This window comes from Rhodococcus sp. H36-A4, from assembly GCF_027158005.1.
Classification (GTDB): domain Bacteria; phylum Actinomycetota; class Actinomycetes; order Mycobacteriales; family Mycobacteriaceae; genus Rhodococcoides.
Window position 1 is genome coordinate 35,772 of record NZ_JAPVLQ010000003.1, and the last position, 23,587, is coordinate 59,358.

The 23,587-nt window shown below is 63.3% G+C and carries 18 protein-coding genes; 13 read left to right on the forward strand and 5 right to left on the reverse strand.

Annotated elements, in window-relative coordinates; all coding sequences use genetic code 11:
• Nucleotides 1-87 precede the first annotated feature (87 nt).
• Nucleotides 88-1,539: a type VII secretion protein EccB gene (eccB, locus tag O1W68_RS09275; RefSeq protein WP_269303702.1), complete on the forward strand. Its 1,452-nt coding sequence runs from the start codon at nucleotides 88-90 to the stop codon at nucleotides 1,537-1,539.
• On the opposite strand, the gene mycP is transcribed toward eccB, so the two are convergent.
• The 3 genes from mycP to O1W68_RS09290 all read right to left on the reverse strand — a co-directional run bounded on the left by mycP (nucleotide 1,488) and on the right by O1W68_RS09290 (nucleotide 5,562).
• Nucleotides 1,488-2,906, reverse strand: coding sequence for a type VII secretion-associated serine protease mycosin (mycP, locus tag O1W68_RS09280; RefSeq protein ID WP_442972337.1), 1,419 nt, complete (start codon nucleotides 2,904-2,906; stop codon nucleotides 1,488-1,490). The genes eccB and mycP overlap by 52 nt on opposite strands.
• 20 nt (nucleotides 2,907-2,926) lie before the next feature.
• On the reverse strand, nucleotides 2,927-4,438 hold the full coding sequence (gene eccD / locus O1W68_RS09285) for a type VII secretion integral membrane protein EccD (RefSeq protein WP_269302983.1): 1,512 nt from the start codon (nucleotides 4,436-4,438) through the stop codon (nucleotides 2,927-2,929).
• A 134-nt stretch (nucleotides 4,439-4,572) separates the two neighbouring features.
• Nucleotides 4,573-5,562 (reverse strand): LLM class flavin-dependent oxidoreductase, encoded by a 990-nt coding sequence (locus O1W68_RS09290; protein ID WP_269302985.1) that lies wholly within the window; start codon nucleotides 5,560-5,562, stop codon nucleotides 4,573-4,575.
• 243 nt (nucleotides 5,563-5,805) lie between these two features.
• Here O1W68_RS09290 and eccCa point away from each other — a divergent pair, with 243 nt between their 5' ends.
• The 8 genes from eccCa (at nucleotide 5,806) to glmM (ending at nucleotide 15,340) form a co-directional block, all read left to right on the forward strand.
• Nucleotides 5,806-9,804: a type VII secretion protein EccCa gene (gene eccCa, locus O1W68_RS09295; protein ID WP_269302988.1), complete on the forward strand. Its 3,999-nt coding sequence runs from the start codon at nucleotides 5,806-5,808 to the stop codon at nucleotides 9,802-9,804.
• Complete coding sequence (locus O1W68_RS09300; protein WP_269302990.1) at nucleotides 9,801-11,414, forward strand: type VII secretion-associated protein; 1,614 nt, start codon at nucleotides 9,801-9,803, stop codon at nucleotides 11,412-11,414. Before eccCa ends, O1W68_RS09300 begins: the two co-directional genes overlap by 4 nt.
• A gap of 165 nt (nucleotides 11,415-11,579) precedes the next feature.
• Nucleotides 11,580-11,888 (forward strand): WXG100 family type VII secretion target, encoded by a 309-nt coding sequence (locus O1W68_RS09305; protein WP_269302992.1) that lies wholly within the window; start codon nucleotides 11,580-11,582, stop codon nucleotides 11,886-11,888.
• A gap of 91 nt (nucleotides 11,889-11,979) precedes the next feature.
• Nucleotides 11,980-12,270 carry a WXG100 family type VII secretion target gene (locus O1W68_RS09310; RefSeq protein ID WP_084348455.1) on the forward strand — a complete coding sequence of 97 codons (291 nt, stop codon included), beginning with the start codon at nucleotides 11,980-11,982 and terminating at the stop codon, nucleotides 12,268-12,270.
• 134 nt (nucleotides 12,271-12,404) lie between these two features.
• Nucleotides 12,405-12,752 carry a TraR/DksA C4-type zinc finger protein gene (locus tag O1W68_RS09315; RefSeq protein WP_269302993.1) on the forward strand — a complete coding sequence of 116 codons (348 nt, stop codon included), beginning with the start codon at nucleotides 12,405-12,407 and terminating at the stop codon, nucleotides 12,750-12,752.
• Nucleotides 12,753-12,916: 164 nt separating this feature from the next.
• Nucleotides 12,917-13,360, forward strand: a complete 444-nt coding sequence (rplM, locus tag O1W68_RS09320; protein ID WP_136169556.1) for a 50S ribosomal protein L13 — start codon at nucleotides 12,917-12,919, stop codon at nucleotides 13,358-13,360.
• Nucleotides 13,357-13,893: a 30S ribosomal protein S9 gene (gene rpsI, locus O1W68_RS09325; protein WP_269302996.1), complete on the forward strand. Its 537-nt coding sequence runs from the start codon at nucleotides 13,357-13,359 to the stop codon at nucleotides 13,891-13,893. The genes rplM and rpsI overlap by 4 nt, the downstream gene beginning before the upstream one ends.
• A 109-nt stretch (nucleotides 13,894-14,002) precedes the next feature.
• A complete protein-coding gene (gene glmM / locus O1W68_RS09330) occupies nucleotides 14,003-15,340 on the forward strand; it encodes a phosphoglucosamine mutase (protein WP_269302998.1) in 1,338 nt (445 codons plus the stop codon).
• A gap of 36 nt (nucleotides 15,341-15,376) precedes the next feature.
• On the opposite strand, the gene O1W68_RS09335 is transcribed toward glmM, so the two are convergent.
• Nucleotides 15,377-16,417 carry an LLM class F420-dependent oxidoreductase gene (locus O1W68_RS09335; protein WP_136169553.1) on the reverse strand — a complete coding sequence of 347 codons (1,041 nt, stop codon included), beginning with the start codon at nucleotides 16,415-16,417 and terminating at the stop codon, nucleotides 15,377-15,379.
• 149 nt (nucleotides 16,418-16,566) lie between these two features.
• Here O1W68_RS09335 and O1W68_RS09340 point away from each other — a divergent pair, with 149 nt between their 5' ends.
• Together O1W68_RS09340 and O1W68_RS09345 are read left to right on the forward strand one after the other, a co-directional pair.
• A complete protein-coding gene (locus O1W68_RS09340) occupies nucleotides 16,567-16,887 on the forward strand; it encodes a type VII secretion target (RefSeq protein WP_269303001.1) in 321 nt (106 codons plus the stop codon).
• Nucleotides 16,884-18,914, forward strand: coding sequence for a hypothetical protein (locus O1W68_RS09345; RefSeq protein ID WP_269303003.1), 2,031 nt, complete (start codon nucleotides 16,884-16,886; stop codon nucleotides 18,912-18,914). The genes O1W68_RS09340 and O1W68_RS09345 overlap by 4 nt, the downstream gene beginning before the upstream one ends.
• 320 nt (nucleotides 18,915-19,234) lie before the next feature.
• On the opposite strand, the gene O1W68_RS09350 is transcribed toward O1W68_RS09345, so the two are convergent.
• The gene (locus tag O1W68_RS09350) at nucleotides 19,235-20,089 is read right to left on the reverse strand and encodes a dienelactone hydrolase family protein (protein ID WP_269303005.1); all 855 of its coding nucleotides are present in this window, start codon (nucleotides 20,087-20,089) and stop codon (nucleotides 19,235-19,237) included.
• A gap of 111 nt (nucleotides 20,090-20,200) precedes the next feature.
• On the opposite strand from O1W68_RS09350, the gene glmS reads away from it, so the two are divergent.
• Nucleotides 20,201-22,063 carry a glutamine--fructose-6-phosphate transaminase (isomerizing) gene (glmS, locus tag O1W68_RS09355; RefSeq protein WP_269303008.1) on the forward strand — a complete coding sequence of 621 codons (1,863 nt, stop codon included), beginning with the start codon at nucleotides 20,201-20,203 and terminating at the stop codon, nucleotides 22,061-22,063.
• A gap of 36 nt (nucleotides 22,064-22,099) precedes the next feature.
• Nucleotides 22,100-23,533, forward strand: a complete 1,434-nt coding sequence (locus tag O1W68_RS09360) for an NAD(P)H-hydrate dehydratase (protein ID WP_269303010.1) — start codon at nucleotides 22,100-22,102, stop codon at nucleotides 23,531-23,533.
• The last annotated feature ends 54 nt before the right edge of the window (nucleotides 23,534-23,587 follow it).

A 23,587-nucleotide genomic window follows, 5' to 3' on the forward strand; every position in this document is an offset into this window, starting at 1 on the left:
GGACCTTCGCTTCGCCTAGGGGCTGTAGTCTTTCGCGCGGGAAGGGCTCGTATGGGGATCGAGCCCGCAGCACAGCAGGGGGGTCTCGTGGCGGCAACGCCCACAACCAAGTGGCAGGTCGGCGGGTATCGATTTCTCGTCCGACGGATGGAACACGCCTTGGTGCGTCGCGATGTGCGCATGCTGCACGATCCGATGCGCTCACAATCGAGGGCTTTGGCAGTAGGCCTCGTGGTGGCGTGTCTGGGTCTTGCCGGATGCGCGGCGTTGGCATTGCTTCGGCCCCAGGACAAGATCGGCGACGCGACGATCGCGGTGGGGAAGGACTCGGGTGCAATGTTCGTCCGAGTGGAGGAAGCGTTTCATCCGGTTCTGAATCTTGCCTCGGCGCGGTTGATCGTCGGTAGTCCGGACAACCCGGTGATCGTGAAGGAATCCGAGCTGGCCGCACTCGATCGGGGTTCGCTGGTGGGGATACCCGGAGCGCCGTCGAGCCTGCCAACTGAGGAGTCCGGCTCGCCGGAGTCGTGGACCGTGTGCGACACACTCGACTCCACGGGTGCCGTCGCCGGTACGACCGTAGTGGTGGGGGATCCGCACTACGACGACCGAATCGGTCCACTCGACGACGCCGAAGCCTTCCTCTGGAGCACGACGAACGGAACGTACCTGGTGTACGACGGCGTCCGAGCACGGATCGATCTGGGCGATCGCTCGGTCGTGCGCGCACTCGGGCTGGAGGGAGCGCGGCCGTCGAGTGTCAGTGACGGACTTGCGAATGCTGTTCCTGTTGTTCCAGCGATCGTGCCACCGGCGATCGCGCGTGCAGGCGAGATTCCGACCTACCCGATTGCGGGGAAGACGATCGGTTCGGTCGTGAAGGTATCGGGTGTCGACGTTCGGTACTACGTCGTGTTGGAAGACGGCATCCAGGCGATCACGGAGTCGACGGCGCAGCTGATCAAGTTCGCCGATTCGCAGGGCAGCCCCGAGATCGATTCCCTGAACCCCGACGTGTTGCCTTCGGCGCCGACGGTGACAGGGCTGCAGGTCGAGATGTTTCCGCGGGTGGCCCCGAAGATCGTGGATGCAGCCGCCGAACCGGTCGGATGCCTCACGTGGATTCCTCAGGCTGCCCCCGACGGTGGTCCTACTGCGCAGCTGGTCATGTCGGCAGGGCGCACTCTTCCTCTCGTCGACTCGGCGCGTCCGGTGAGACTTGCGCAGGCAGACGGGGGAGGAGTGGCTGCCGATGAGGTCTACCTCGAGCCTGGCAGTGGTGGTTTCGTGCAGACCACAGGCATCGAACCGACGAGCGTGCGACAGGACGCGTCGTTCTTCGTTGCCGATACCGGAGTTCGGTTCGGCGTGCCCGACGTCGATGCTGTCGATGCGCTGGGTCTCGGCATTCCTGCCCCTGCTCCGTGGCAGATCGTCCAATTATTGGGCACTGGGCCCACATTGAGTCGTGCCGCGGCACTGACTGCTCACGACGGTGTCGGGCCCGATCCCGATGCGGCGAGACTCCCGGCGGGGTGACCGCTGAGGTTTCGGCGCCGGAGTGGCATCGCGATTCCCAGCCCCAGCAGGAGTGCGACCCCTACGAGGATGGATCCTGTGGTGGCGATCGAGCGTGGCCGAAGATCCGGTGGGTCGGGTACGACGGGCGCCTGCATCGACACCGGGTCCACCGCGGCTGCCGAAGGGATTCCATCTACCTGTGCGGTTACGGCCGCGAGTGGATCGATGATTCCGTGACCGATCAGCGGATTCCAGCCATCTGCGGGCTTGTGTGCTGTGGCCTCGATACGTTCGATTACTTGCATTGCGGTCAGCTCGGGTCGGTGAGCCCGAATCAGTGCCGCTACCGCGGAGACGAGGGGAGCAGCGAAGCTGGTGCCCTGAATCGGCACAGTATGGCCCTGCCCGTCGACCGTGCCGTTGGTCAACCCGCTGCCAGTCGGAGACAGTGAGGTCATCGAGGTACCCGGCGCTGCTACGTCCACCCAGGGTCCACCGAGGGTGAAGGCAGAGGGTCGGCCGTCTGGGTCGACCGAGCCGACGGTCAGCACCTGCTCGTCGAACCACGCAGGGGTGGCGATGGTCGCGATTCGATCCCATTGCTCGGCATCGGGATCGGCTGGATCGGGTGGAGGGTTTTGACTGCGACATTGGGCTTCACCGCTACCACCGGTGTTGCCGGCGGCCGCGACGACAACTACGTTGCGGATACGAGCGGCATAGTCGATCGCCGCGCCGAGGGGCCCGTCGGCGATCCCCCTACCGCTCGGAACGCACGCGACCTCGGAGATATTGATGACGGAAGCGCCGGAATCTGCGGCGGTACGCACGGCCTGCGCCATCGTCATGACGTTGCCATATCCGGACGCGTTGTCTGCTGGTGTCTCCTCATCCTCTGCAGCTCTTTCACGTTGAAATGCGTTGCTGGACTGACGTATCGACAGGATTTGGGCGTCGGGAGCTCCACCGGCGAAACCGCTGCCCGGGACAGTCTGTGCAGCGATGAGTCCCGCCACCAAGGTTCCGTGCGCATCGCAGTCCGACAACCCGTCGCCGGCAAATACATAGTCCCCTCCCGGCCGGAGGCCGGGTAGTCGAGGGTGTGGTGAGACGCCGGTATCGATGACAGCGACTATTTGACCAGCACCACGAGTGATCGGCCACACGGCACGGAAATCGAGTACGCCCTGTGCATCGGGCACGGCGGGGCCGTCCGGGGTTGGCGAAGCGGGCACACAGAGATTTCGTTGCTCGGTGGGCTCCGGTGGCGCAGGCGGAGCCGGTTCGGGGAGTAGCGCGGGGTCGACGAACGGCCTGTCCGCTGATGCCGCTCCGCCACCGAGAAAGGACGCAGCTACCACGACCGCGACACCGATCGCACCCATCGTCCGAGGCGTCAGCGCTTTCACAATCCGCGCATCGCCGCATACAGGCCACAGACCCAGCAGACGATGGGAACGATCGCAGCGATCGCCGCGTACTCGACGAGTTCTCCGGTGCGCCGGAGCACCGGAGAATATTCGCGTTGGGGAACGAACGATCCGAAGAGGAGTGCGATGACAGCGACACCGATGGCAGCCGCGAAGGGTGTGATCGGTCGATCGGGAATGCCAAACACCGATGCCGTCGACACCGCGAGAACGATGAACGATCCGGCAGCAACAACAGGGACTGCATGGTCGAGTTCCGCGAAAGTGCGACCGCGAAGGACGAGTACGAACGCAGTGAGCAACGCTAGGACGACTCCCGGCCAATAGATCTCGGAAATCGGCTGGCCAACAAATGCTGAACATAGCGCCCCGGCGGTCGCGGCAGCCGAACAAGCGCAAACAAAACCGGTCAGGTAGCTACGCGCAGTGCGTGACACGTCCTCCAGATCGTGGAAGGAATTCGTATCCGCTTCGCCCTCTCCGTCGAGCGATGCACCAGCGGTCGGCACCGGAGGCAGTGGCATTCGCGCCTGCATCATCGACATCCTCGGTGCGGCGGCAAGCCCCAACAACGCCACTGCGGTGGCGCCGGCGCCGACTGCGGATGGTGAAAGAGAACCGAACAGCATTACCGCAGAAGCTGAAACAGCAATGCCCGAAAGCGCCGCGATACCCGTGAACAATGCCTCGCCGTGTCCACCGAGACGGAGGGCAAGTATCGCGACAGCTCCCGCGACCGCGGCGCCGAGCATCAGATGCGCACCGCCCAGCGCACCTGGCACGAAAAGCACACCCGCGGTGAACACCAGTGGCAGAGCGCATCCCGACAAGAAGACTCCGGTTCGCTCGTCCGAGTAGGCACGTCCGACTATCGAGCCGGCGACCAAGAACAGCAATCCGACGAATGCAGCTGCGACACCGAGGAAGATATCCGCGGTGTAACGCGGACCTTGCGACAACGGCTCTCGAAGAAGGCCGAAACAGGCAATCAGCAGTGCGACGGCGGCGATACCGAACCCGACCGACTGCGCAGTCCGAGGCGTCCACAGTCGACTCTCGGTAGCTCCCGACAATGCAACGGCATGCATCAGGTCGTCGAACAGCGGTGACGGCGCGGGAGATTCGGCATCGCCGAGGACCAGGAGTTCACCGTCGCGGACAAGCGCGTCGCTGAGTGTCCGTGTTGCCTCCAGCGGCGGTTGGCCGACTCTGGAAAGAACCCACGACGCCGGCCGACGGCTCTCGGTGTCCGTAGCCTCGCCGCTCACTGCTCGGCTCCCGGCCAGATCCACGATCCCCGGGATCAGCAACGCGATCGGCACATCGGTGGGAAGGGCCATGTCCACTTGCACCGCCCGGGCAAGAATCGTCAATCGGCACAGCTCCATCGCTGCTATGGGCGCGGACGTGCCGACCGAGCGGCGACGCTCCCCACCCGTGACGCGAAGACCGGTGTGGTCGACGGGCTCGACAAGGTTCCCTGTCATCAAGTTCCCCCCGGAATTGATTACGGCAAATCACCGCCGCATTCCGCACGAATGCCGGCAGCGAGAGACTGTACCGTCCCGGAGTCGTCCAGGGTGTATCAGCTACCGCGAACGAAGCTCAGTCGGAGCCGAGATCAGACGGGGGCCAGTTCGCTGACATCGGCGAGGAGCTCGAACGAGCGCAACCACGACTGTCGATCCACGACGCCGGAAGCAACGATCAGCTCGTCGGCGTTCGCGTGACGCGCGAACCCGTCCAAGTACTCACGAACCACCTCGGGCGTGCCGACGGCGGAGTACGTCGTCATTTGGTTGATCTGGCGTCCCTGGGGCGAATCGAGCAGCATATCGGCTTCTTCGTCGGTGAACTTGCGTCCGCGGCCGAGGAGGAGGCTCACTCGGCTTCGCTTGGTGGCGAGGAATTGTCGCTGAGCGTCCTCGTCGGTATCGGCGGCGATGACGTTGACGCCGGCGATCACGTGTGGTGCTTCCAACTGCGCCGACGGCTTGAAGTCACGTCGATAAATTGAGACGGCCTGCTCGAGTGCGTCGGGTGCGAAATGCGAGGCGAACGCGAACGGGAGGCCGAGTGCGGAGGCGAGCTGGGCGCCGAAAAGTGAAGAACCGAGAATGTAGAGGGGCACGTGTGTCCCCGCTCCCGGGGTGGCGCGCACCCCGGGAATCAACGATTCGTTCGACAGGTACGCCTGCAGCTCTTGCACATCTTGTGGGAATCGTTCGGCCGACGACGGGTCGCGGCGCATCGCGCGCATGGTGGCCTGGTCGCTGCCGGGTGCACGTCCGAGACCGAGATCGATCCGGTCCGGGTGCAGAGTGGCCAGCGTGCCGAACTGTTCTGCGATGGTCAGCGGGGCGTGGTTGGGCAGCATCACGCCGCCGGATCCCAACCGAATACGGCTGGTGTTCGCAGCCACGTGTCCGATCAGAACGCTGGTCGCCGACGAGGCGATTGTGGTCATGTTGTGGTGCTCGGCATACCAAATGCGTTGGTAGCCCCATTCTTCGGCTCGCTGCGCGAGCTCCACGCTGGCGTCGAAACTGTCTTTGACGCTCTCGCCTTCGCCGATGAAGGCCAAATCGAGAATCGAGAGTGGAACGGTCACGGTGTACGCCTGCCTTTCGCAGAGGAGCTCGAGTGCGAAGTGACACACCGGTAAGAGTGTGAGTACTCACTTCCTCCGGTAATCAACCGTGCGCGAGGTAGTCCTATTCCGCCTTGGTAGGCAGCCGGTGGTCGGTGGCAGTGAAGCACCGAATGAGTTAGCCTTTCGCGAAACATACTGCTCGTTGGGGAAACGTGACGTGTGTGCGGTAATGGGGATACCGACCGGTGGGGGCATCGAGGCGTGAATACTGTTCGGTTCGTTCGCGGTGCGCGGCGTGAAGTTCCTCGTACTCCAGGCGGTGAGGTGACGCTTCAGACGCCACCGGAGATACCTCGGGTGATCCCGGGAAACTTGCTGATGAAGCTCATGCCCCTGGTCATGGTGGCAGCTATGGTCGGCATGGTCGCGTTGATGTTCACCTCCGGCATGGCTGCCAACCCGATGATGCTGATGTTTCCGGCGATGATGCTGGTATCGATGCTGGGCATGGTCGCCGGTGGTGGGCGCGGCGGTGGCGCCAAAACTGCGGAGTCGAACGAAGACCGCAAGGACTATCTGCGCTACCTCGACCAACTGCGCAGGGACGTGGCAGCAACCGCGGCCAGCCAGCGTGAGGCGCTCGAGTGGTCGCATCCTGACCCGCAGATTTTGTGGTCGTATGCGGGCACCCCGAGGATGTGGGAGCGCCGCATCTCCGATCCGGACTTCTGTCATGTTCGGATAGGTCGGGGAGACCAGCGACTGGCGACGCGCCTCGTTCCCCCGGAGACCGGGCCCGTCGAAGAACTCGAACCCGTCTCTGCGGTGTCACTGCGGCGGTTCGTACGGGCACATTCCGTTGTGGGGGGTCTCCCCACCGCGGTGTCGCTTCGCGGATTCGCTGCCATTTCCGTGTCCGGAGATCGTGATTCCTCACGTGCCATGGTCCGTTCGATGGTGGCGGCGCTCTGCATGTTCCACGATCCCGACCAGTTGCGGCTCGCAGTGGTCTGCGGCCCCGACACGGTTGCGTTCTGGGATTGGACCAAATGGCTTCCCCACACTCAGCACGATGTTGCCAGGGACGGTGTCGGGACTGCGCGAATGATCTATGGATCGTTCCTCGAACTCGAATCCTCGCTCGGCGAACACCTCTCGCGGCGGAACAGATTCGCCCGTGGTGGCTCGCCGTCCGCGGGAGTCCCGCAGCTCGTGATCATCGTCGACGGTGGCCTACTCGACAACAGTGGAACCGATCTTCCGCGAACCGGGCTCGATGCGGTCACGATCGTCGATCTCTCCGACTTCTGCACCGCACTTGCTGCCAGTCGAGGCATTCGCTTGTTTGCCGAGAACGGTTCGATCGGCGCTGTCAGCGGCTCACGCGTCGAGGTATTCGGCGTCTCGGACGCGATGAGCGTCGCACAGGCGGAAACCGTGGCGCGAAGGCTGTCTCCGTATCGAACCGCAGTCGATGTCGGCGTCGATTCCGGCGGAGAGGATACCGAGTCGACCTCGAGCTGGAACTATCTTGTCGGAATCGCCGACGTCGGTCTCCTCGACCCGAGTCGCGCGTGGGTGCCCCGTCGTGGCCGTGATCGCCTTCGCGTACCTATCGGAATTGGACCCGATGGAAGCTCGGTGGAGATCGATCTGAAGGAGTCGGCCGAGAACGGCATGGGCCCGCACGGGTTGTGCATCGGCGCAACCGGTTCGGGAAAGTCGGAGTTTCTCAGGACACTCGTCCTGGGTCTTATTGCCACACACGACCCGAACCAGCTCAATCTGGTACTCGTCGACTTCAAAGGTGGTGCGACGTTCGCCGGGCTCGAAGGAGCGCCACACGTTGCTGCGGTGATCACCAACCTCTCCGAGGACCTGTCGCTGGTCGATCGGATGAAGGACGCCATTGCGGGCGAAATGAATCGCCGTCAGGAGCTACTCCGCGATTCGGGCAACTACGCCAATGTGTCCGACTACGAGAAGTCAAGAGCTGGCGGTGCCGCGCTCGCTCCATTGCCTGCGTTGTTCATCGTTGTCGACGAGTTCTCGGAGTTGCTGAGCCAACAGCCCGAGTTCGCAGATCTCTTCGTTGCTGTCGGGCGGTTGGGGCGGTCGCTGCACATGCACCTCCTGCTGGCCAGTCAGCGCTTGGAGGAAGGGAAGCTGCGCGGGCTGGACAGTCATCTATCGTATCGAATCGGATTGAAGACGTTCTCTGCCAACGAGTCTCGCTCTGTTCTCGGAGTTCCGGATGCGTATCATCTACCCGCGCAACCTGGCGCCGGGTATCTCAAATGCGATTCTGCCGAGATCGTCCGCTTCGCGGCGGCATACGTGTCCGGGCCCTACGTCCGCCCTCGAAATGCGGTACGGGGGAGCAGCGATAGTTCGGTGACGGTTCGACCGCGGATTTTCAGCGCTTATCCGGTGCAGATGGATGCGGTCGAACCGTCGATCAACGATATCGGTGCCCCGTACGAGGAGCACCTTCAGGAGGAAGAAGCCAGGCGCGACAGCAGGACGGTGCTCGACGTCGTGGTCGAACGGCTGCAGGGCAGCGGTCAAGCGGCACACGGGGTCTGGTTGCCACCGCTCGATTTGCCGCCCACGCTCGATCTGATGATTCCCGATTCGGTTCTGTCGGCGCCGGTTGCAACGATCCCGTCGCTACGGGCACCGATCGGCATAGTGGACCGCCCGTTCGATCAACGGCGCGATCTACTGGTGGTGGACTTGTCGGCGGCCCAAGGCCACCTCGCGATCGTCGGAGGGCCACAGTCCGGGAAGTCGACGGCGCTTCGGACGCTGATCATGTCGTTCGCTCTGACCCACACTCCTGCGCAGGTGCAGTTCTATTGCCTCGATTTCGGGGGAGGAACGCTAGGCGGACTCGCCTCGCTTCCACACGTCGGATCGGTCGCGAGCAGGCTCGACGTCGACCGGGTGCGGCGGACCGTCGCCGAAGTCGCGGCAGTGATCGGACGACGCGAGAGAATATTCCAACAACGGGGTATCGACTCTATCGTCGAATTTCGTCGTCGTCGTGCCGAGCAACTGATCGACGACGAGGATGGTTTCGGAGACGTCTTCCTGGTCGTAGATGGCTGGGGCAGTATTCGATCCGATTTCGAAGCACTCGAGCCTCAGCTTGCCGCGCTGACAGCGCAGGGGTTGTCGTATGGCGTTCACCTGATCCTCACCGCGTCGCGGTGGGCCGAGATCCGTCCTGCAACCAAGGATCTCGTCGGAACGAGGATCGAACTGAAGTTGGGTGACGCGTCCGATTCCGAGTTCGGGAGAGTGAAGGCCGTGCGGGTTCCGGACAGCAGGCCCGGTCGGGGAATCACGAAGGAGGGGTTGCACCTCCTCGCAGGATTGCCGCGGGTCGACGGCTCCTCGTCGACCGTCGATCTCGGTGTCGGAATTCAGCATGCAGTGGCGGCGGTTGCGCAGGCCTACGTCGGTCTTTCGGCGCCACGTGTGCGCATGCTTCCCGAGAGCTTGCCGCGAGGCGAGCTGGTCGATCGGCTTGTCGGCCGCTGGCCACGCTCACGCGGGTCGGTGCCGGAATTGCGGGTTCCCATCGGAATCGACGAGGCAGAACTCGATCCGGTGTCACTCGATTTCGCCGAGCAAGCGCATTTCCTGGTATTCGGTGACACCGAGTGCGGTAAGACAGCGTTGCTCGAGTCGATCTGCACTTCTCTCATCGAGGCCAACACGCCGTCGCAGGTAAAGTTGATACTCGCCGACTACCGTCGCACGATGCTCGGCACAGTCGACACCGACCATCTCGCGGGATATGCAGCCTCGCAAGCTGTTCTGATGACGATGATGACCGAGCTCGCCGCCAAACTCGCCGATCGGATGCCTGGGCCCGACGTCACTCAGCAGCAACTTCGTGAGCGCACCTGGTGGAGTGGACCGGAGATATTCGTGATCGTCGACGACTACGACCTGGTGGCCACGTCGACGGGAAACCCATTGACCGTTCTCGTCGAGTATCTGCCACACGCCCGCGACATCGGGTTGCACGTGGTGCTCTCGCGGAGATCGGGCGGGGCATCGCGAGCGTTGTACGACCCCGTCATTTCACGTATGCGTGATCTCGTGTCGCCTGGTCTGGTCATGAGCGGTAGTCGCGACGAGGGAAATCTGATCGGTTCGGTCAAGCCGAGCGCCATGCCGCCCGGGCGTGGCACGCTGGTCGACAGGCGAGGCAAGTCGCTTGTTCAGCTGGCGTGGACAGCGCGGTGATCAGCGAAAGCAGCTACGCAGCAGTAAGTCTCGGGGACGGTCCGGTGTCGGTATTGACGGTGTCGGGTCGCGGCTCGGCAGAGTTCGAGTTTCGACCCACGGTGTCGATGCGTGACGGAACGCCCGAGTACCTGGTAACCGAACTCGGGCGGGATACCCCACCGGAGGTTGCGCACGCGTACCCCATGAGCTTCGTCGAGGACGCCGAGTGCCTTGTTGGTTCGACCGTTGTACCCACGGCAGTGGTGATGCACGGTGTCCTCGGTGCATCGCTCGCTGCGGCTGGTGCACCACCGATCGTCGACGTCCTCGAAATTGCCTGTCCGTCGCACTGGGGCCCCGTCGCTGTGCGCGACGTTCGCGCTGCCGCCATGCCTTTGGCGCGTGAGGTGATCGTGGTCGATGCTGCAAGCGCGGCAACTCACTCCGTCGGTCAGCGAGCGCCTTCGTACGCCATCGTCGTCGAATTGGCCGAACTCGATTCGGTGGTGTGTGCGGTCACCGCCGACGGCCGAGGCGGCTACATCAGGACGTGCAGATGGGATGTGCAGGGCACGCGCGACTTGGGTGGTGATCGAGGGGCCGAGGCTTCGATTCTCGACCGGGTCTCGTCATTCGTTGCCACGCAACGCCATCGGGAGGGGGTGGATGTATTCGTACTGGACACTACGGCCGGCGGTGACGCAAAAGTACTCGACGAATCGCCGTATCGCATCCATCGAATGCGCGGCGTGGACATCGTTCGGTCCATGGCGGCTCGCGCAGGGCTGTCGATTCCAGCGGACAGCCCGGGGCAGTCGAGGGCGAATCCAGCGGATGAAGTTGGTTATTCGGGCAGCTCGGAAGACGAGACGGAGGATCACTGGGCGAGGATGACGCCCATGCCCGTCCGTGCGGCAGCCTGGCTGGACGAGTTCGATACCGGCGCGGTGTCGGGTGCCCGGCGTCGTCGGAAGGTGCAGCAGGCTGTCCTGGTGGCGGTCGCGGTGGCGCTGAGTTCGGCGGTGTTGGTGGCCGTCGTCTCGATTCGTGGAGAACCGAATCGGCTCGCTGATCCCTCGCACGCGGATTCACCATCGGTGACCATCCCGTCCGCGTCGGTGCCCGGTCCTGTTACCTCGTCCTCACCGGTGACGAGCACTGCCGTACCCGCTGCCTCGGCGCCGAGAGGAGTTGAAGACGGACCGTCGACGAAATACTCCTACGGCCGCGTCGAGCTTCGGATTCCGGACGGTTGGTCGCACCGGGAGGACGCTGAGCGGTCGATTCTCGTGCCGTCGGATCTGCCCGATCGCAGAATCGTGGTCACTACCACCGTTCTGCGTCCAGGCGCATCGTTCGACGACGTTGCCGACGATCTGTCCGCGATGGTGGCCGCCCGTGCTTCCGATGGCGTGGTCGGCGATCTGATTCGGGCGAGGGACGTCGGTGGCCGAGTCGCGCTGTCGTACACGGAATCCCCCGATGTCGACTCGACGGTGACCTGGCAGATCTTCGTCGAGGACGATCTGCAGATCAGCATCGGTTGTCAGAGTCGGCGTGGTGAGCAGCACCTGCTCGATGCCGAATGCGCCGGGGTTGTCTCCACTTTGACGGTTGCACCCGAGTGAACTGCGATCAATTCATTCAAAAATTTCCACATCCATGGAACCGAAGGGCATCGCGCGTGCGTCCAACCAGATGTAGGGGGGAATCGCACTTGCGCCGAAGGCGAACCGCTGCCCAGTTCGAGTACTCGACCGAGCACTCGGAACCGAAGACATCGAGGAGTTGACATGGCAGAAGCCAATATCGAAACCATGATCGCCGTGGCCGCAAAGGTAGACGGCCTGCGCGACCAGATCGGAGGGCTGCTGAGGCTGCTTCGCTCGGATGTCGACCTTGCGGCATCGGGAATCTGGAAAGGGAAGGCGTCGACCTCGTTCGGTCAGGTCATGATCAATTGGGATTCGAGCGCATTCAAACTCGAGAATGCGCTCGCGGGCATCAGTGAGTCGATCAAGACCAGTGGTATCGAGTACGACCAGTCCGAGCAGGACAACGTCTCGTCGATCAATGCGGTCGCAGGCACGCTGAACCTGTGATGTCCGAGCGTGCTTCGCGGTTGCGAAGCACTCGAACACATCTCACGAGAGTCCACCACTTGCCCCACCGAACGGAAACGAGGAACTGACTATGGACGGCGAAATCAGATACAACTTCGGCTCGATCACCGATCTGGCCGGCGGTATGACCAACAAATGGCAGTCGCTCAACGACAAACTCGACGAGATCAAGTCGTCGATTCAACCTCTCGTTGCGACGTGGCAGGGTGCCGATGCCGACGCGTATCAGGTCAAGCAAGGGGAGTGGAACTCGGCGCAGACCGAGCTCACCACGGTCCTGCAAAGCCTGATCGGCGCGGTCAACTCCGGCAACCAAAAGATGATGGAACAGGAAGCTATGAACCGGTCCCGTTTCTCGTGAGGTAGTCGTGTGGCCATGTGCCCCGGCATTGCGCTCGATGCCGGGGCCGTGTCGTGTCCGCAGGACCAGCCGCCAATACTGATCGGCACTCGACTCGGGTTGCTTCTACGTCGTCGTACCTGTGAGGTGGAAGCGTGGACCCCGTCGAAGCACGCAGGCGCATAGTCGATGCGCGGAGTGCAGCGCAGAGTCGCTTGGAGTCTTTGCGTGCACAGTTCGATGTGATCGTGGCGGGGTCCGAGTGGACCACCGATGACGACGAGCACGATCCGGAAGGATCGACCATCGCCTTCGAGCGCGCCAAGGTGATCGGGCTGGCGCGGGATGCAGAGGACGAAGTTCGTGAGCTCGACGCAGCTCAGGAACGTGTCGCGTCAGGTTCTTACGGAGTGTGCGAGCGATGCGGTTCGGCTATCGCGGATCCGCGCTTGGAGGCGCTCCCCTCGGCTCGGCGCTGCATAGTCTGCGTCCGACTTCGGTGAAGGCGTTTTGACCTGCTGTAGTTACAACCGGTATTGTCCCACGATGGCGTGGATGAGATCGTCGCGCGCGTTGTACGGCGATCACTTGCTCTCGGGTCTCAACTGGCCGCCGAGGGGATACACACGTCTTGGCCAGCAGCGACATCATGAAGACAGGAATTTTTGTGTCTACATACAGCCCTAAGGCCGGGGACACCACCCGGACTTGGCATGTGATCGACGCTACGGACGTTGTACTCGGTCGGCTCGCCGTCCAGGCAGCCAACTTGCTCCGTGGCAAGCACAAGCCCACCTATGCAGCGAACGTCGACGGTGGCGACTTCGTCGTCATCATCAACGCGGAGAAGGTTGCCATCAGCGGTAACAAGCGCGATGGCAAGCTCCTTTACCACCACTCCGGCCACCCGGGCGGTTTGAAGTCGCGCACGGTCGGCGAGGTTCTCGACAGGACCCCTGATCGTCTCGTGGAAAAAGCCGTCATCGGCATGATCCCCAAGAACAAGCTCGGCAGTGCCATCGCGGGCAAGCTGAAGGTCTACGCGGGACCGAACCACCCGCATACAGCTCAGCAGCCCGTTCCGTTCGAGATCAAGCAGGTGTCCCAGTGACGGCGCCGGAGGGAAATGACGTGACGTCGCAGGAGAACACCGAAGAGGTCGTCGAGATCGCCGCGGACGAGTTCGTGGCCGTCGAAGAGCCTGAGGTAGTCGAGGAGATCGAAGCCGCTGCTGCAGCGCCTGCACCGATCCTGTTCGATCGCCCGATCCAGACGGTCGGTCGTCGTAAGGAAGCCGTCGCGCGCGTGCGGTTCTCCTCGGGCAGCGGTGGGTTCAAGCTCAACGGCCGTAGCCTCGAAGACTACTTCCCCAACAAGGTGCACCAGCAGCTGATCAAGGCTCCGTTGGTCCTCGTCGATCGGGCAGAGTCCTTCGATATCGTCGCCTTGCTTCACGGTGGCGGCCCGTCCGGACAGGCAGGCGCATTGCGTCTGGCTATCGCGCGCGCCCTCATCGAGCTCACCCCGGAAGACCGTCCGCCGCTCAAGGCTGCCGGCTTCCTCACGCGTGATGCGCGTTCGGTGGAGCGCAAGAAGTACGGTCTGAAGAAGGCACGTAAGGCGTCGCAGTACTCCAAGCGCTGACGTTCTTTCCAGTTCTACCCGCGAGGGCAGGCGTCCAGAATTCTCGGATGCCTGCCCTCGCGGCGTTTGAAGATCAATTTTTATTCTGGCGAAGGGGGACGAACTCCAGATGACTCGACTGTTCGGTACCGATGGTGTGCGGGGGCTGGCCAACGGCTTGTTGACTCCGGAGTTGGCGGTGAAGGTAGCCAGGGCTGCCGCAACCGTCTTGACGCAGGCTTCAGCGACGGAACGACCCGTCGCGGTGGTGGGTCGTGATCCTCGAGCGAGTGGTGAGATGCTCGCAGCCGCGGTCACTGCAGGCCTTACGGCGTCGGGAGTCGACGTGCTCGACGTCGGGGTCCTCCCGACACCTGCCGTTGCGTACCTGACATCGGCGCGCGGTGCGCAACTGGGTGTCATGATCTCCGCGTCTCATAATCCGATGCCGGACAACGGAATCAAGATTTTCGCGGTAGGCGGACACAAGCTCGACGACGACGTCGAAACTCGAATCGAGACCCTCGTAGCCGGAGACGGTGCCATGCCCGCACCCACCGGTTCGGGTATCGGCCGCGTCCGAGTGATGACGGGTGCTGCCGAGGAATATGCGGCGCATCTCGGCTCGGCACTGTCGATTCGGCTCGACGGCGTCACCGTTGTCGTCGATTGTGCGAACGGTGCTGCGTCCGCCGTCGCACCCTCGGTGTACGCGGCAGCGGGAGCGAGGGTGATCGCGATCAACGCGGACCCGGACGGCCTCAATATCAACGACGGCTGCGGATCCACGCACATGGAAGAGCTACAGGCAGCCGTGGTGTCCCATGGAGCGGACTTGGGCATCGCTCACGACGGTGACGCCGACCGATGCCTCGCCGTCGACGCCTCCGGGCACATTGTCGATGGCGACGCAATCATGGCGATACTGGCCATCGGAATGAAGGAATCCGGCGAGCTCACCGACAACACGCTGGTCGCGACCGTCATGAGCAATCTCGGTTTGCACATTGCGATGCGCGCCGCTGATATCGACATGCGCACCACAGCAGTAGGCGACCGGTATGTTCTCGAGGATCTTAGAGCTGGGGGCTACGCCTTGGGGGGCGAGCAAAGTGGCCACGTTGTCATTCCCGGATTCGGGACCACCGGTGATGGAACCCTCACCGCGTTGCGAATCATGGGGAGAATGGCCGAGACCGGTCGTTCTTTGGCCGATCTGGCCTCGGCAATGACCACACTTCCGCAGGTGCTCATCAACGTGAAGGTATCGGACAAGACAGCTGTGGCGACGGCGCCTGCGGTGCTCGAAGGTGTGGCCGAGGTCGAGCGCATTTTGGGGGACACAGGTCGAGTGTTGTTGCGGCCCAGCGGCACCGAACAGTTGGTGCGGGTGATGGTGGAGGCGGCCGAGCCGGACCTCGCCCGTCGACTCGCCGAGGAGTTGGCGAATCGGGTCGGGCAGGTCTGACTCGGGCCGTCCCCGAGATCAGTGTTTTCGGTCGGATCAGTCCGTCAGAGCACGAAGCGCGGTCAACTGTGCGACACGTCCTGCGGTGTTTTCTGCCAGAGGCTGGACGTTCAGTGTGGTGACACCGGCCTCGGCGAATGCTGCGACGCGTTCCTTCACGTAGCTTTCCGGCCCGATCAGGTTGATGGCGCGCACGAGCTCGTCGGGCACCGCAGCCGTTGCCTCTTCCTTCTTGCCTGCCAGATACAGGTCCTGAATCTTCTCGGCCTCGGCTTCGTAGCCGTATCGTCGAGCGAGGTCGTTGTAGAAGTTCTTTCCCTTGGCTCCCATTCCGCCGATGTACAGGGCGAGGTGAGGCTTGACCCACGGGAGGTACTTCTCAGCGTCCTCGCCGATGGCGAGCGTCGGACTTGCGAAGACCTCCAGGTCGCCCAGGGACGGGTCTCGCTTGGCCTTGCCTGCGCTCAGCGCGTCGCCCCACACTTGGTCCGCTTTTTCCGGGAAGTAGAAGATCGGCTGCCAGCCCTCGGCGATTTCTGCGGTGAGCTCGACGTTCTTGGGTCCGAGTGCAGCGATGACTACCGGGATCTTTTCGCGCACAGGATGATTGATCAACTTGAGCGGCTTGCCCAGGCCGGTGCCCTTGTCTGCAGGCAAGGGGATCTGGTAATGCTTGCCCTGGTGGACGACCTTCTCGCGGCGCCACACCTGACGGCAGATCTCGATGACCTCGCGAGTCCGAGCGATGGGTGCGTCGTACTTGACCCCGTGGAAACCCTCGACGACCTGGGGGCCGGACGCGCCGAGGCCGAGAACGAAGCGACCGTCGGAGACGTAGTCGAGGCCGGCTGCAGTCATGGCAGTCAATGATGGTGTGCGGGTGTAGATCTGGAAGATGCCCGACGCGATCTTGATCGTGGACGTCTTCGCTGCCAGGAAGCCGAGCTGGCTGACGGCGTCGAACGAGTATGCCTCGGGAACGAAGATGATATCGAGGCCCGACTTCTCGAGTTCTTCTACCTCGGCCACGGTTTCTTTGAAACCGCCCGAGTAGTTGAGCGTGGTTCCGATATGCATGAGACTCCTCGCAGGTGTGAGCGTGTTATCTGTAACCCGAGCTGTATACCTGGGACGTTACCGGTACCGGAGGGAACCGATCCCACGCGGGCTGCGTCGAACAGGACAGGGGTATTTCGCCCGACGGACGTGGAAGCGTGGTGTGCGAGATGTGTGACGAGTTGGACATCGATGCGGAGGCAGTCGGTGCTGTAGCCGGAGCTTTCGGCGATAGCGCCCAGGCAATTGCGTCGGCTGCAGAAATTGCGAGCGGGTTTACTTTCGGTCCGACGGTCGCCGGCCGGAACTACGGCGACCTCGGTGTGCGTATTGCAGCGGCCGGCGAACGTGTGGGGTCGTCGCTACGACGCTGGAGTGAGGCGTCCGAGGACAACGCCGACCGGTTTCGCACCAGCGTCGACGGATATCGATTTTTCGACGATGCGCTGTCGACGGGCCTGCACGATCCCCGAATCGAATCGACCCGATGACATCACCGACGATGCCGGGTGTGGAGTCTTTGGTCTCGGTCGACAGCCTTCTCGACGGCGGTACCCGTGGCTTGCTGTATTTCGAACGTCACCTCCCGACGCTGAATCGGATCGATGGTTCTCTCGAGTGGACGTACGCCGAAATGTGCGCACGCTACGACGAGCAACGCGGGTTGGATATTGCGGCCTTGACTGCCGATGCCGAAGCGTTGGGCAGAGTGCTCGAGCTTGCACGCTCGCAGATCGAGGAACAGCGGCGTCTGTCCGCGGTGCTGGACCGTTCGTGGTCGGGCACAGCCGGTGAGGCGGCGATGTCGGACGTGGAATCGGACCTGCAGTGCGCACTCTCGCGTGTGAACTCGATCGATCAGCTGCACCAATCCATGCACACCGCAGTCGATGTCATCGGCGAGATCGTACGGGACAAGGCGACCGTCGTGGGATCGATCGACTTCTCTCGCGTCGGCGGCAAACCGATCGAGTCGATCGAGGCGATCTCGTACTTCGCCGGTCTCGAGCTCGATTCCTTCCAAGGTGTCGGGCCGGTCGCGAATGCGTTTCTGGCTACGGTCGAGACTGCGCTGCCGGAGATCGCGGAGGTGGTCGACACGCGGACACCCCTCGACAGTGCCGGACTGGGCAAGGTTCGAAAAGTCTGCGATGCGTGGCTGAACGAGGTTTTCCGGCCCGCGGTCACGGAGACCTGCCTCGCATTCGTGGAAATCTGCGCGGCTACGGACACCGGCGTTCGAGACCTCTTGGCAGTCGTGGCGAACACAGCGGAGGCCATCGATGATTCCGAATTTCGGTCCACCGACATCGACGACTCGGCTGTGAGCCGACTGGACCCCGAGTGCCGAACTGCACCCGACGATCTTCCGGAATCTGGCCCGGGCACGATGCCGCCGCCGGAACTACAGCAGTCCGAACCACAGCAGTCCGAACCACAGCAGTCCGAACCACAGCAGTCCGAACCGCAGCAGTCCGAACCGCAGCAGTCCGAACCGCAGCAGTCCGCACCGCAGCACTCGGCCCAGCCGCAGGCCGCACTTCCTCAACAGGCTGTGCCGACAACAGCCCCTGCGACCAGCAGCATGCCAGCGCAGCCGCAGCCGCAGCAGAGCCCGGACATCGACACCGGAAGTCGCACTGGCCCTTCCGGTTCAGCAGGCTCGCCCGACTCGGTGGCAGCAATCGAGTCGGCGGTGCAACGTGCACTCGAACCGCTCACCGCTGATATTCGCTCGGCCATAGATCGCATTCTTGATTCCGAAGCTGGTGAAACACCGGCCCCTCTGAACGGTCGAGGGGAGGAGCTGAGCTCGAACAGCTCTGTTCCGGAACAGGATTCACCGGCTTTCGTGGAGCTGCCGGAAGCTGACGCGGAACCAGCGAACGCTGGCACGCAATTGCCGACTGCTGGCCCGGCGGAGCCGGACCCGGGTGGAATGTCACCAGAACGAGGGCACCTCATGGCCGAGTTGGATGGGCACAGCGCGAAGATCGCTGTGGCGGATAATGGAACGTTGTCATTGGAACTCGGTAACCCCGACGGCGGAGTACGTCGATTCGAACTTCGGATGGGTCCGCTCGGGCTTCCCGTGATCGTCGAGACTCTCGAAGCTCCGCCAGTCGTTTCCGGCTCGGCTCCGGAACAACAGACACCCGAGCTAGCTAACCCCGAGCGAGCTATCCCCGAACAGGGAGATCCCGACCGGCCTACGGGTGAATCGAACGTCGAGAAGCCGGAGGTGGAACCGGAGGAAGGGCCCGACCCAGAGCCTGCACCCGCCGTACCGGACCTCGGTACGTCCGAAGACTCCGAACCCGAATATTTCGAACCTGGGGGGTGCGCGCCGGACCGGGGGAGTGCCGAGGGTGAAGCCGCCCCGATAGAACCCCCGATGCAAACTCCGTCGCAGCCCCGGACACCGGCAGAGGGTCCGGCACCTTCAGCGGCGGAGCAGGGTGCAGAGGGGCCGTCGTTGGACTCTGGTGCACACCTTGCCGAAGCCGGGCCGCTGTGACCGGCGGTGGGGGCACGTGGAGGAGCGAAATCCAACGCGTTCGGGCCGAGCACCGTGCCGCACTGGATCGGGTGTCGGATCGACTCGACACGATTGCGCGAACTACGGCCGGTGTCGGGCCGTCACCGGCCGCAATTGACGACCACGGCCCGCGTCCGGGGCCGAGTGGAGTTTCTAACGAGAACGTCGAGGAAGATCGATCCGTGAACGCGTACCGGTCGTATCTGTTGCCGGCGAACCTCGATACGCGGGTGCATGCAGCAGTCCAGGCAACCTGGGCCGAGGATGACCCGCCTTCGAGCTGGCTGAGGTGAAGAGGATCAGCGACCGATCACTGCACGCACTGCCGAGATTGCGCTCGGCTTCGGCTGCTCCGCGATTGGTGCGTGGGGATCGATTACTCGCGTGTTCTTCAATTCCGCTGCACCGGCGAGTTCTTCGTACTTCTTGTCGCCGGAGAGGTGGAACAACAGGAATGCAGTCAGTAGCGCGCGGACGACCTCGACTGTCGACCTCTCGGTACCGCCGAAGCCGAGGGGGCTGAGAAGCCGTCTTCCTTCGACCATGCCGTCGGACGACGCTTTGTCGATGCGTCGAAATGTCGAGGGCCCTCCCCATGCGCCGGCGAGCGCGAGTGTGTTGTCGTTCAACGAATCGGTCATGGCTGCATCTCCCAGCACCAAACCTGGCACCGACAAGGATTGCGCTGCGGTCTCCGCGCTCGGCACCGTCGGTGCTGGAAAGAGCGCGGCTACGGCTTTGATGTCCGAGCGCGATGCGGCTGCGAGAACTGCAACGCTCGCTCCCATGCCGTGGCCGGCTACGGCGAGTTTGTCGGGGTGCACACTGATATTGCCGGTTCCCAACCGCACTCCGGTCATGATGTCGAGCACTGTGCCGAGGTCGGCGGCAAGGCCGCGGTGTGACGGAAATGGCCCGCGTTCGGTGTCGGGCGCCGCGGCGACGATGCCCCACGACGCAAGGTGCTTCAGGGTGTTCGTGTAGTGGTCGCCGCGCAACAGCCAGCCGTGCCCGAAAGCGACTCCGGGCAGGTTGTAGCCCTCCGCCGGGGTGTAGACGACGCCGGGTTGCCCGGCGAGGGCGAGGTCACCGCGGAGCACTTCGTGCGGACCGCGCTTGCTGAGTTCTGCTGCGAGCTTCTTAGGTGTCGCCACGGATGTAGACGCTATCGGATCGAGTGTGATCGGCGGGGGTACGGGGCCGAGTCGGGGTTCTCGCGTTCTCCCGCGAGGATCTCCGCCGGTCTCCGAGTACCCTCAAGCACCATGTGCGGAATCGTGGGATACGTCGGCCACCGCCAAGCTCTGGGTGTAGTGGTCGAGGCGCTTCGGCGTATGGAATACAGGGGATACGACTCAGCGGGGATTGCGATACTCGACGGTGCTGGGAACACCGCTGTCGAACGCAAGGCGGGTCGGTTGGCGAATCTGGAGGCCGAACTGGAAGAAGTCGGCGCCGAGAGGTTCGTCGGGTCGACGGGGATGGGTCACACCCGGTGGGCAACTCACGGGCGGCCGACAGATCGAAACGCACATCCACATCGTGACGTGTCGGGGTCGGTCGCGGTCGTGCACAACGGAATCATCGAAAACTTCGGTCCACTTCGCGCCGAGCTCGAAGCCCGGGGCGTCGAGTTCTCCAGTGACACCGATACCGAGGTCGCAGTCCACCTCGTCTCGTGCGCGTATGAAGAGGGCCCGACGAAGGGCGATTTCGTCGCCAGCGCGAAGGCGGTGTTACGCAGACTCGAGGGCGCGTTCACTCTCGTGTTCACCCATTCCGATCATGCCGACACTATTGTCGCCGCGCGTCGCTCGACGCCGCTGGTCGTAGGCGTAGGTGTCGGCGAAATGTTCGTGGGTTCGGATGTGGCTGCATTCATCGAGCACACTCGCGAGGCCGTCGAACTCGGCCAGGATCAGGTAGTCGTCATCACTGCCGGTGGATACGAGATCACCGACTTCGACGGCAACGTAGCGTCGGGACGCCCTTTCCACATCGATTGGGATCTGGCTGCGGCCGAAAAGGGTGGTTACGACTACTTCATGCTCAAGGAGATCCAGGAGCAGCCCGCAGCCATCGCGGACACCTTGCTCGGGCACTTCGAGAATCAACGGATCGTCTTGGACGAGCAGCGGTTGTCGGATCAGGAGCTACGCGAGGTCGACAAGATTTTCGTCGTGGCGTGCGGAAGTTCTTATCATTCCGGGCTGCTTGCGAAGTACGCCATCGAGCACTGGACGCGGCTTCCGGTCGAGGTGGAACTCGCCAGCGAGTTTCGCTACCGAGATCCGGTTCTCGATCGATCCACTCTCGTGGTCGCGATCTCGCAGTCCGGCGAAACCGCGGACACGCTCGAAGCTGTACGCCATGCGAAAGATCAGGGCGCGCGAGTTCTAGCCGTGTGCAACACCAACGGCTCGCAGATTCCGCGCGAGGCCGACGCAGTCCTTTACACGCGAACAGGTCCAGAGATCGGTGTCGCGTCGACCAAGGCGTTTCTCGCTCAGGTCACTGCCAACTACCTGGTCGGGCTTGCCCTGGCGCAGGCTCGCGGAACGAAGTACCCCGATGAAGTCGCACGGGAGTTCGCAGACCTCGAAGCGATGCCCGTACTCGTGCAGAAAGTGCTCGATTCGGTGGAGCCGGTGCGTGAACTTGCACGAGAATTGGCCACTTCGCCGACGATTCTGTTCCTTGGCCGCCACGTCGGATATCCGGTGGCACTCGAAGGCGCCCTCAAGCTCAAGGAACTCGCGTACATGCACGCCGAGGGCTTCGCTGCAGGTGAACTCAAACATGGTCCCATCGCGTTGATCGAGGACGGGTTGCCCGTGATCGTGGTCATGCCCTCGCCGAAGGGGCGCGCGGTCCTTCACTCGAAGATGCTCAGCAACATTCGTGAAATCCAGGCGCGTGGTGCTCGAACAGTAGTGATAGCGGAGGAGGGTGACGAAACTGTCCGTCCCTTTGCCGACCATCTGATCGAGATCCCGGTGGCTCCGACTCTTCTGCAGCCACTGCTCTCGACTGTGCCGTTGCAGGTCTTTGCCGCCGAAGTGGCGCAGAGCAGGGGATACGACGTCGACAAGCCGAGAAACCTGGCGAAGTCCGTCACTGTCGAGTAGCAGCAACATAGGTGAACGTCCGACGGGAGACTGTTTATGCGGCACTACTTCACGCCTGAGCAGATTCGCGACGCGGAACGACCTCTCCTCGAGGCGTTGCCGCCGGGGGTTCTGATGCGCCGTGCAGCCTACGGTCTGGCGACGGTAGTGGCGCGGGAGTTGGCGGGCCGGACAGGCGGGGTCGCCGGTCGGCGGGTGAGCATTCTCGTCGGGTCCGGTGACAACGGAGGCGACGGACTGTGGGCCGGTGCCATCCTGCGCACCCGTGGGGTAGCGGTGAGTGCGGTCCTGCTGAAGCCGGACCGCACACACCCGGAAGGTCTTGCGGCGTTTCGGCGCGCGGGCGGCAAGGTCGTTTCTGTACCGGACAATCCCGACCTGGTCATCGATGCCATCGTCGGCATCTCCGGCACCGGGCCGCTGCGCTCCGATGCGGCGGCCATCGTTGCCGCGCTCGACGCTCCGATCGTGTCCGCGGACATTCCCAGCGGTGTCGATCCGACGACGGGCGCCGTGGATGGTCCAGCCGTCCGAGCTGCGGTGACCGTGACCTTCGGTGCGCGCAAACCCGTGCATGTGCTTGCGGTGCCGTATTGCGGCAGAGTGGAACTCGTCGAGATCGGGTTGAGCATGCCCGATCCGTACATTCGTGCGTTCGAGCCTGCCGACGTCGGCGCCCTCTGGCCGATTCCTGCAGCCGAGGACGACAAGTATTCGCAGGGTGTCGTAGGGATCGCCGCGGGCAGTGAGCGATATCCGGGGGCTGCATTGTTGTGCACCGGAGCGGCGGTGGCCGCGACGTCGGGCATGGTGCGGTACGTGGGGAGCGCGGCAGCTGAGGTTGTATCCCACTATCCCGAGGTCATCGTCTCGGCCGATCCGGCAAGTGCTGGACGCGTCCAGGCATGGGTGGTCGGTCCAGGGTTCGACACCGGGGAAAGGTCGAGGGAGCGGTTGTCCGACATCCTGTCCTCCGATCTGCCCGTGGTGGTCGACGCAGATGCCCTGACCGTTCTGGCGTCGGAACCAGATTTGGTTCGGTCGCGCTCGGCACCGACGTTGCTCACACCGCATGCCGGTGAATTCGAGCGGTTGGCCGGCCGGGTGCCCGGCGCCGACAAGGTGTCCGCGGTACGTGATCTGGCATCGAATTGGGGTGTGACCGTTCTGCTCAAGGGCCGAGCGACGGTGGTCGCCGACCCGGATGGCAGGGTCCTCGTCAATGATGCGGGCGGATCAGCGGCGTCGACGGCAGGGTCTGGAGATGTTCTGTCCGGAGTGCTGGGGGCATTGCTGGCTACCGGACTCGAAGCCGCCGTTGCTGCTGCGTGTGGGGCCCGGGCGCACTCGCTGGCGGCGGCGAAGGCCGCCTATGGGTCCAACGGCGAGTTCGCGGCACCGATCTCGGCTGGTCCTCTCCTGTCCGCGCTCCCCGAGGCCATCAGGATTCTTCGCTCCGTCGCACTGTGAAGACTTTTATGGACGGCTGCGCAGTGTTTTCGGTCACGATCGGCGCGAAGTGGA

What these genes read in the sequence shown, in the direction of transcription:
- glmS (WP_269303008.1), top strand. Translation starts at nt 20,201, where the DNA reads ATGTGCGGAATCGTGGGATACGTCGGCCACCGCCAAGCTCTGGGTGTA.
- glmM (WP_269302998.1), top strand. Translation starts at nt 14,003, where the DNA reads ATGACTCGACTGTTCGGTACCGATGGTGTGCGGGGGCTGGCCAACGGC.
- O1W68_RS09310 (WP_084348455.1), top strand. Translation starts at nt 11,980, where the DNA reads ATGGACGGCGAAATCAGATACAACTTCGGCTCGATCACCGATCTGGCC.
- O1W68_RS09360 (WP_269303010.1), top strand. Translation starts at nt 22,100, where the DNA reads ATGCGGCACTACTTCACGCCTGAGCAGATTCGCGACGCGGAACGACCT.
- O1W68_RS09345 (WP_269303003.1), top strand. Translation starts at nt 16,884, where the DNA reads ATGACATCACCGACGATGCCGGGTGTGGAGTCTTTGGTCTCGGTCGAC.
- O1W68_RS09335 (WP_136169553.1), bottom strand. Translation starts at nt 16,417, where the DNA reads ATGCATATCGGAACCACGCTCAACTACTCGGGCGGTTTCAAAGAAACC.
- O1W68_RS09305 (WP_269302992.1), top strand. Translation starts at nt 11,580, where the DNA reads ATGGCAGAAGCCAATATCGAAACCATGATCGCCGTGGCCGCAAAGGTA.
- eccD (WP_269302983.1), bottom strand. Translation starts at nt 4,438, where the DNA reads ATGACAGGGAACCTTGTCGAGCCCGTCGACCACACCGGTCTTCGCGTC.
- mycP (WP_442972337.1), bottom strand. Translation starts at nt 2,906, where the DNA reads ATGGGTGCGATCGGTGTCGCGGTCGTGGTAGCTGCGTCCTTTCTCGGT.
- O1W68_RS09340 (WP_269303001.1), top strand. Translation starts at nt 16,567, where the DNA reads ATGTGTGACGAGTTGGACATCGATGCGGAGGCAGTCGGTGCTGTAGCC.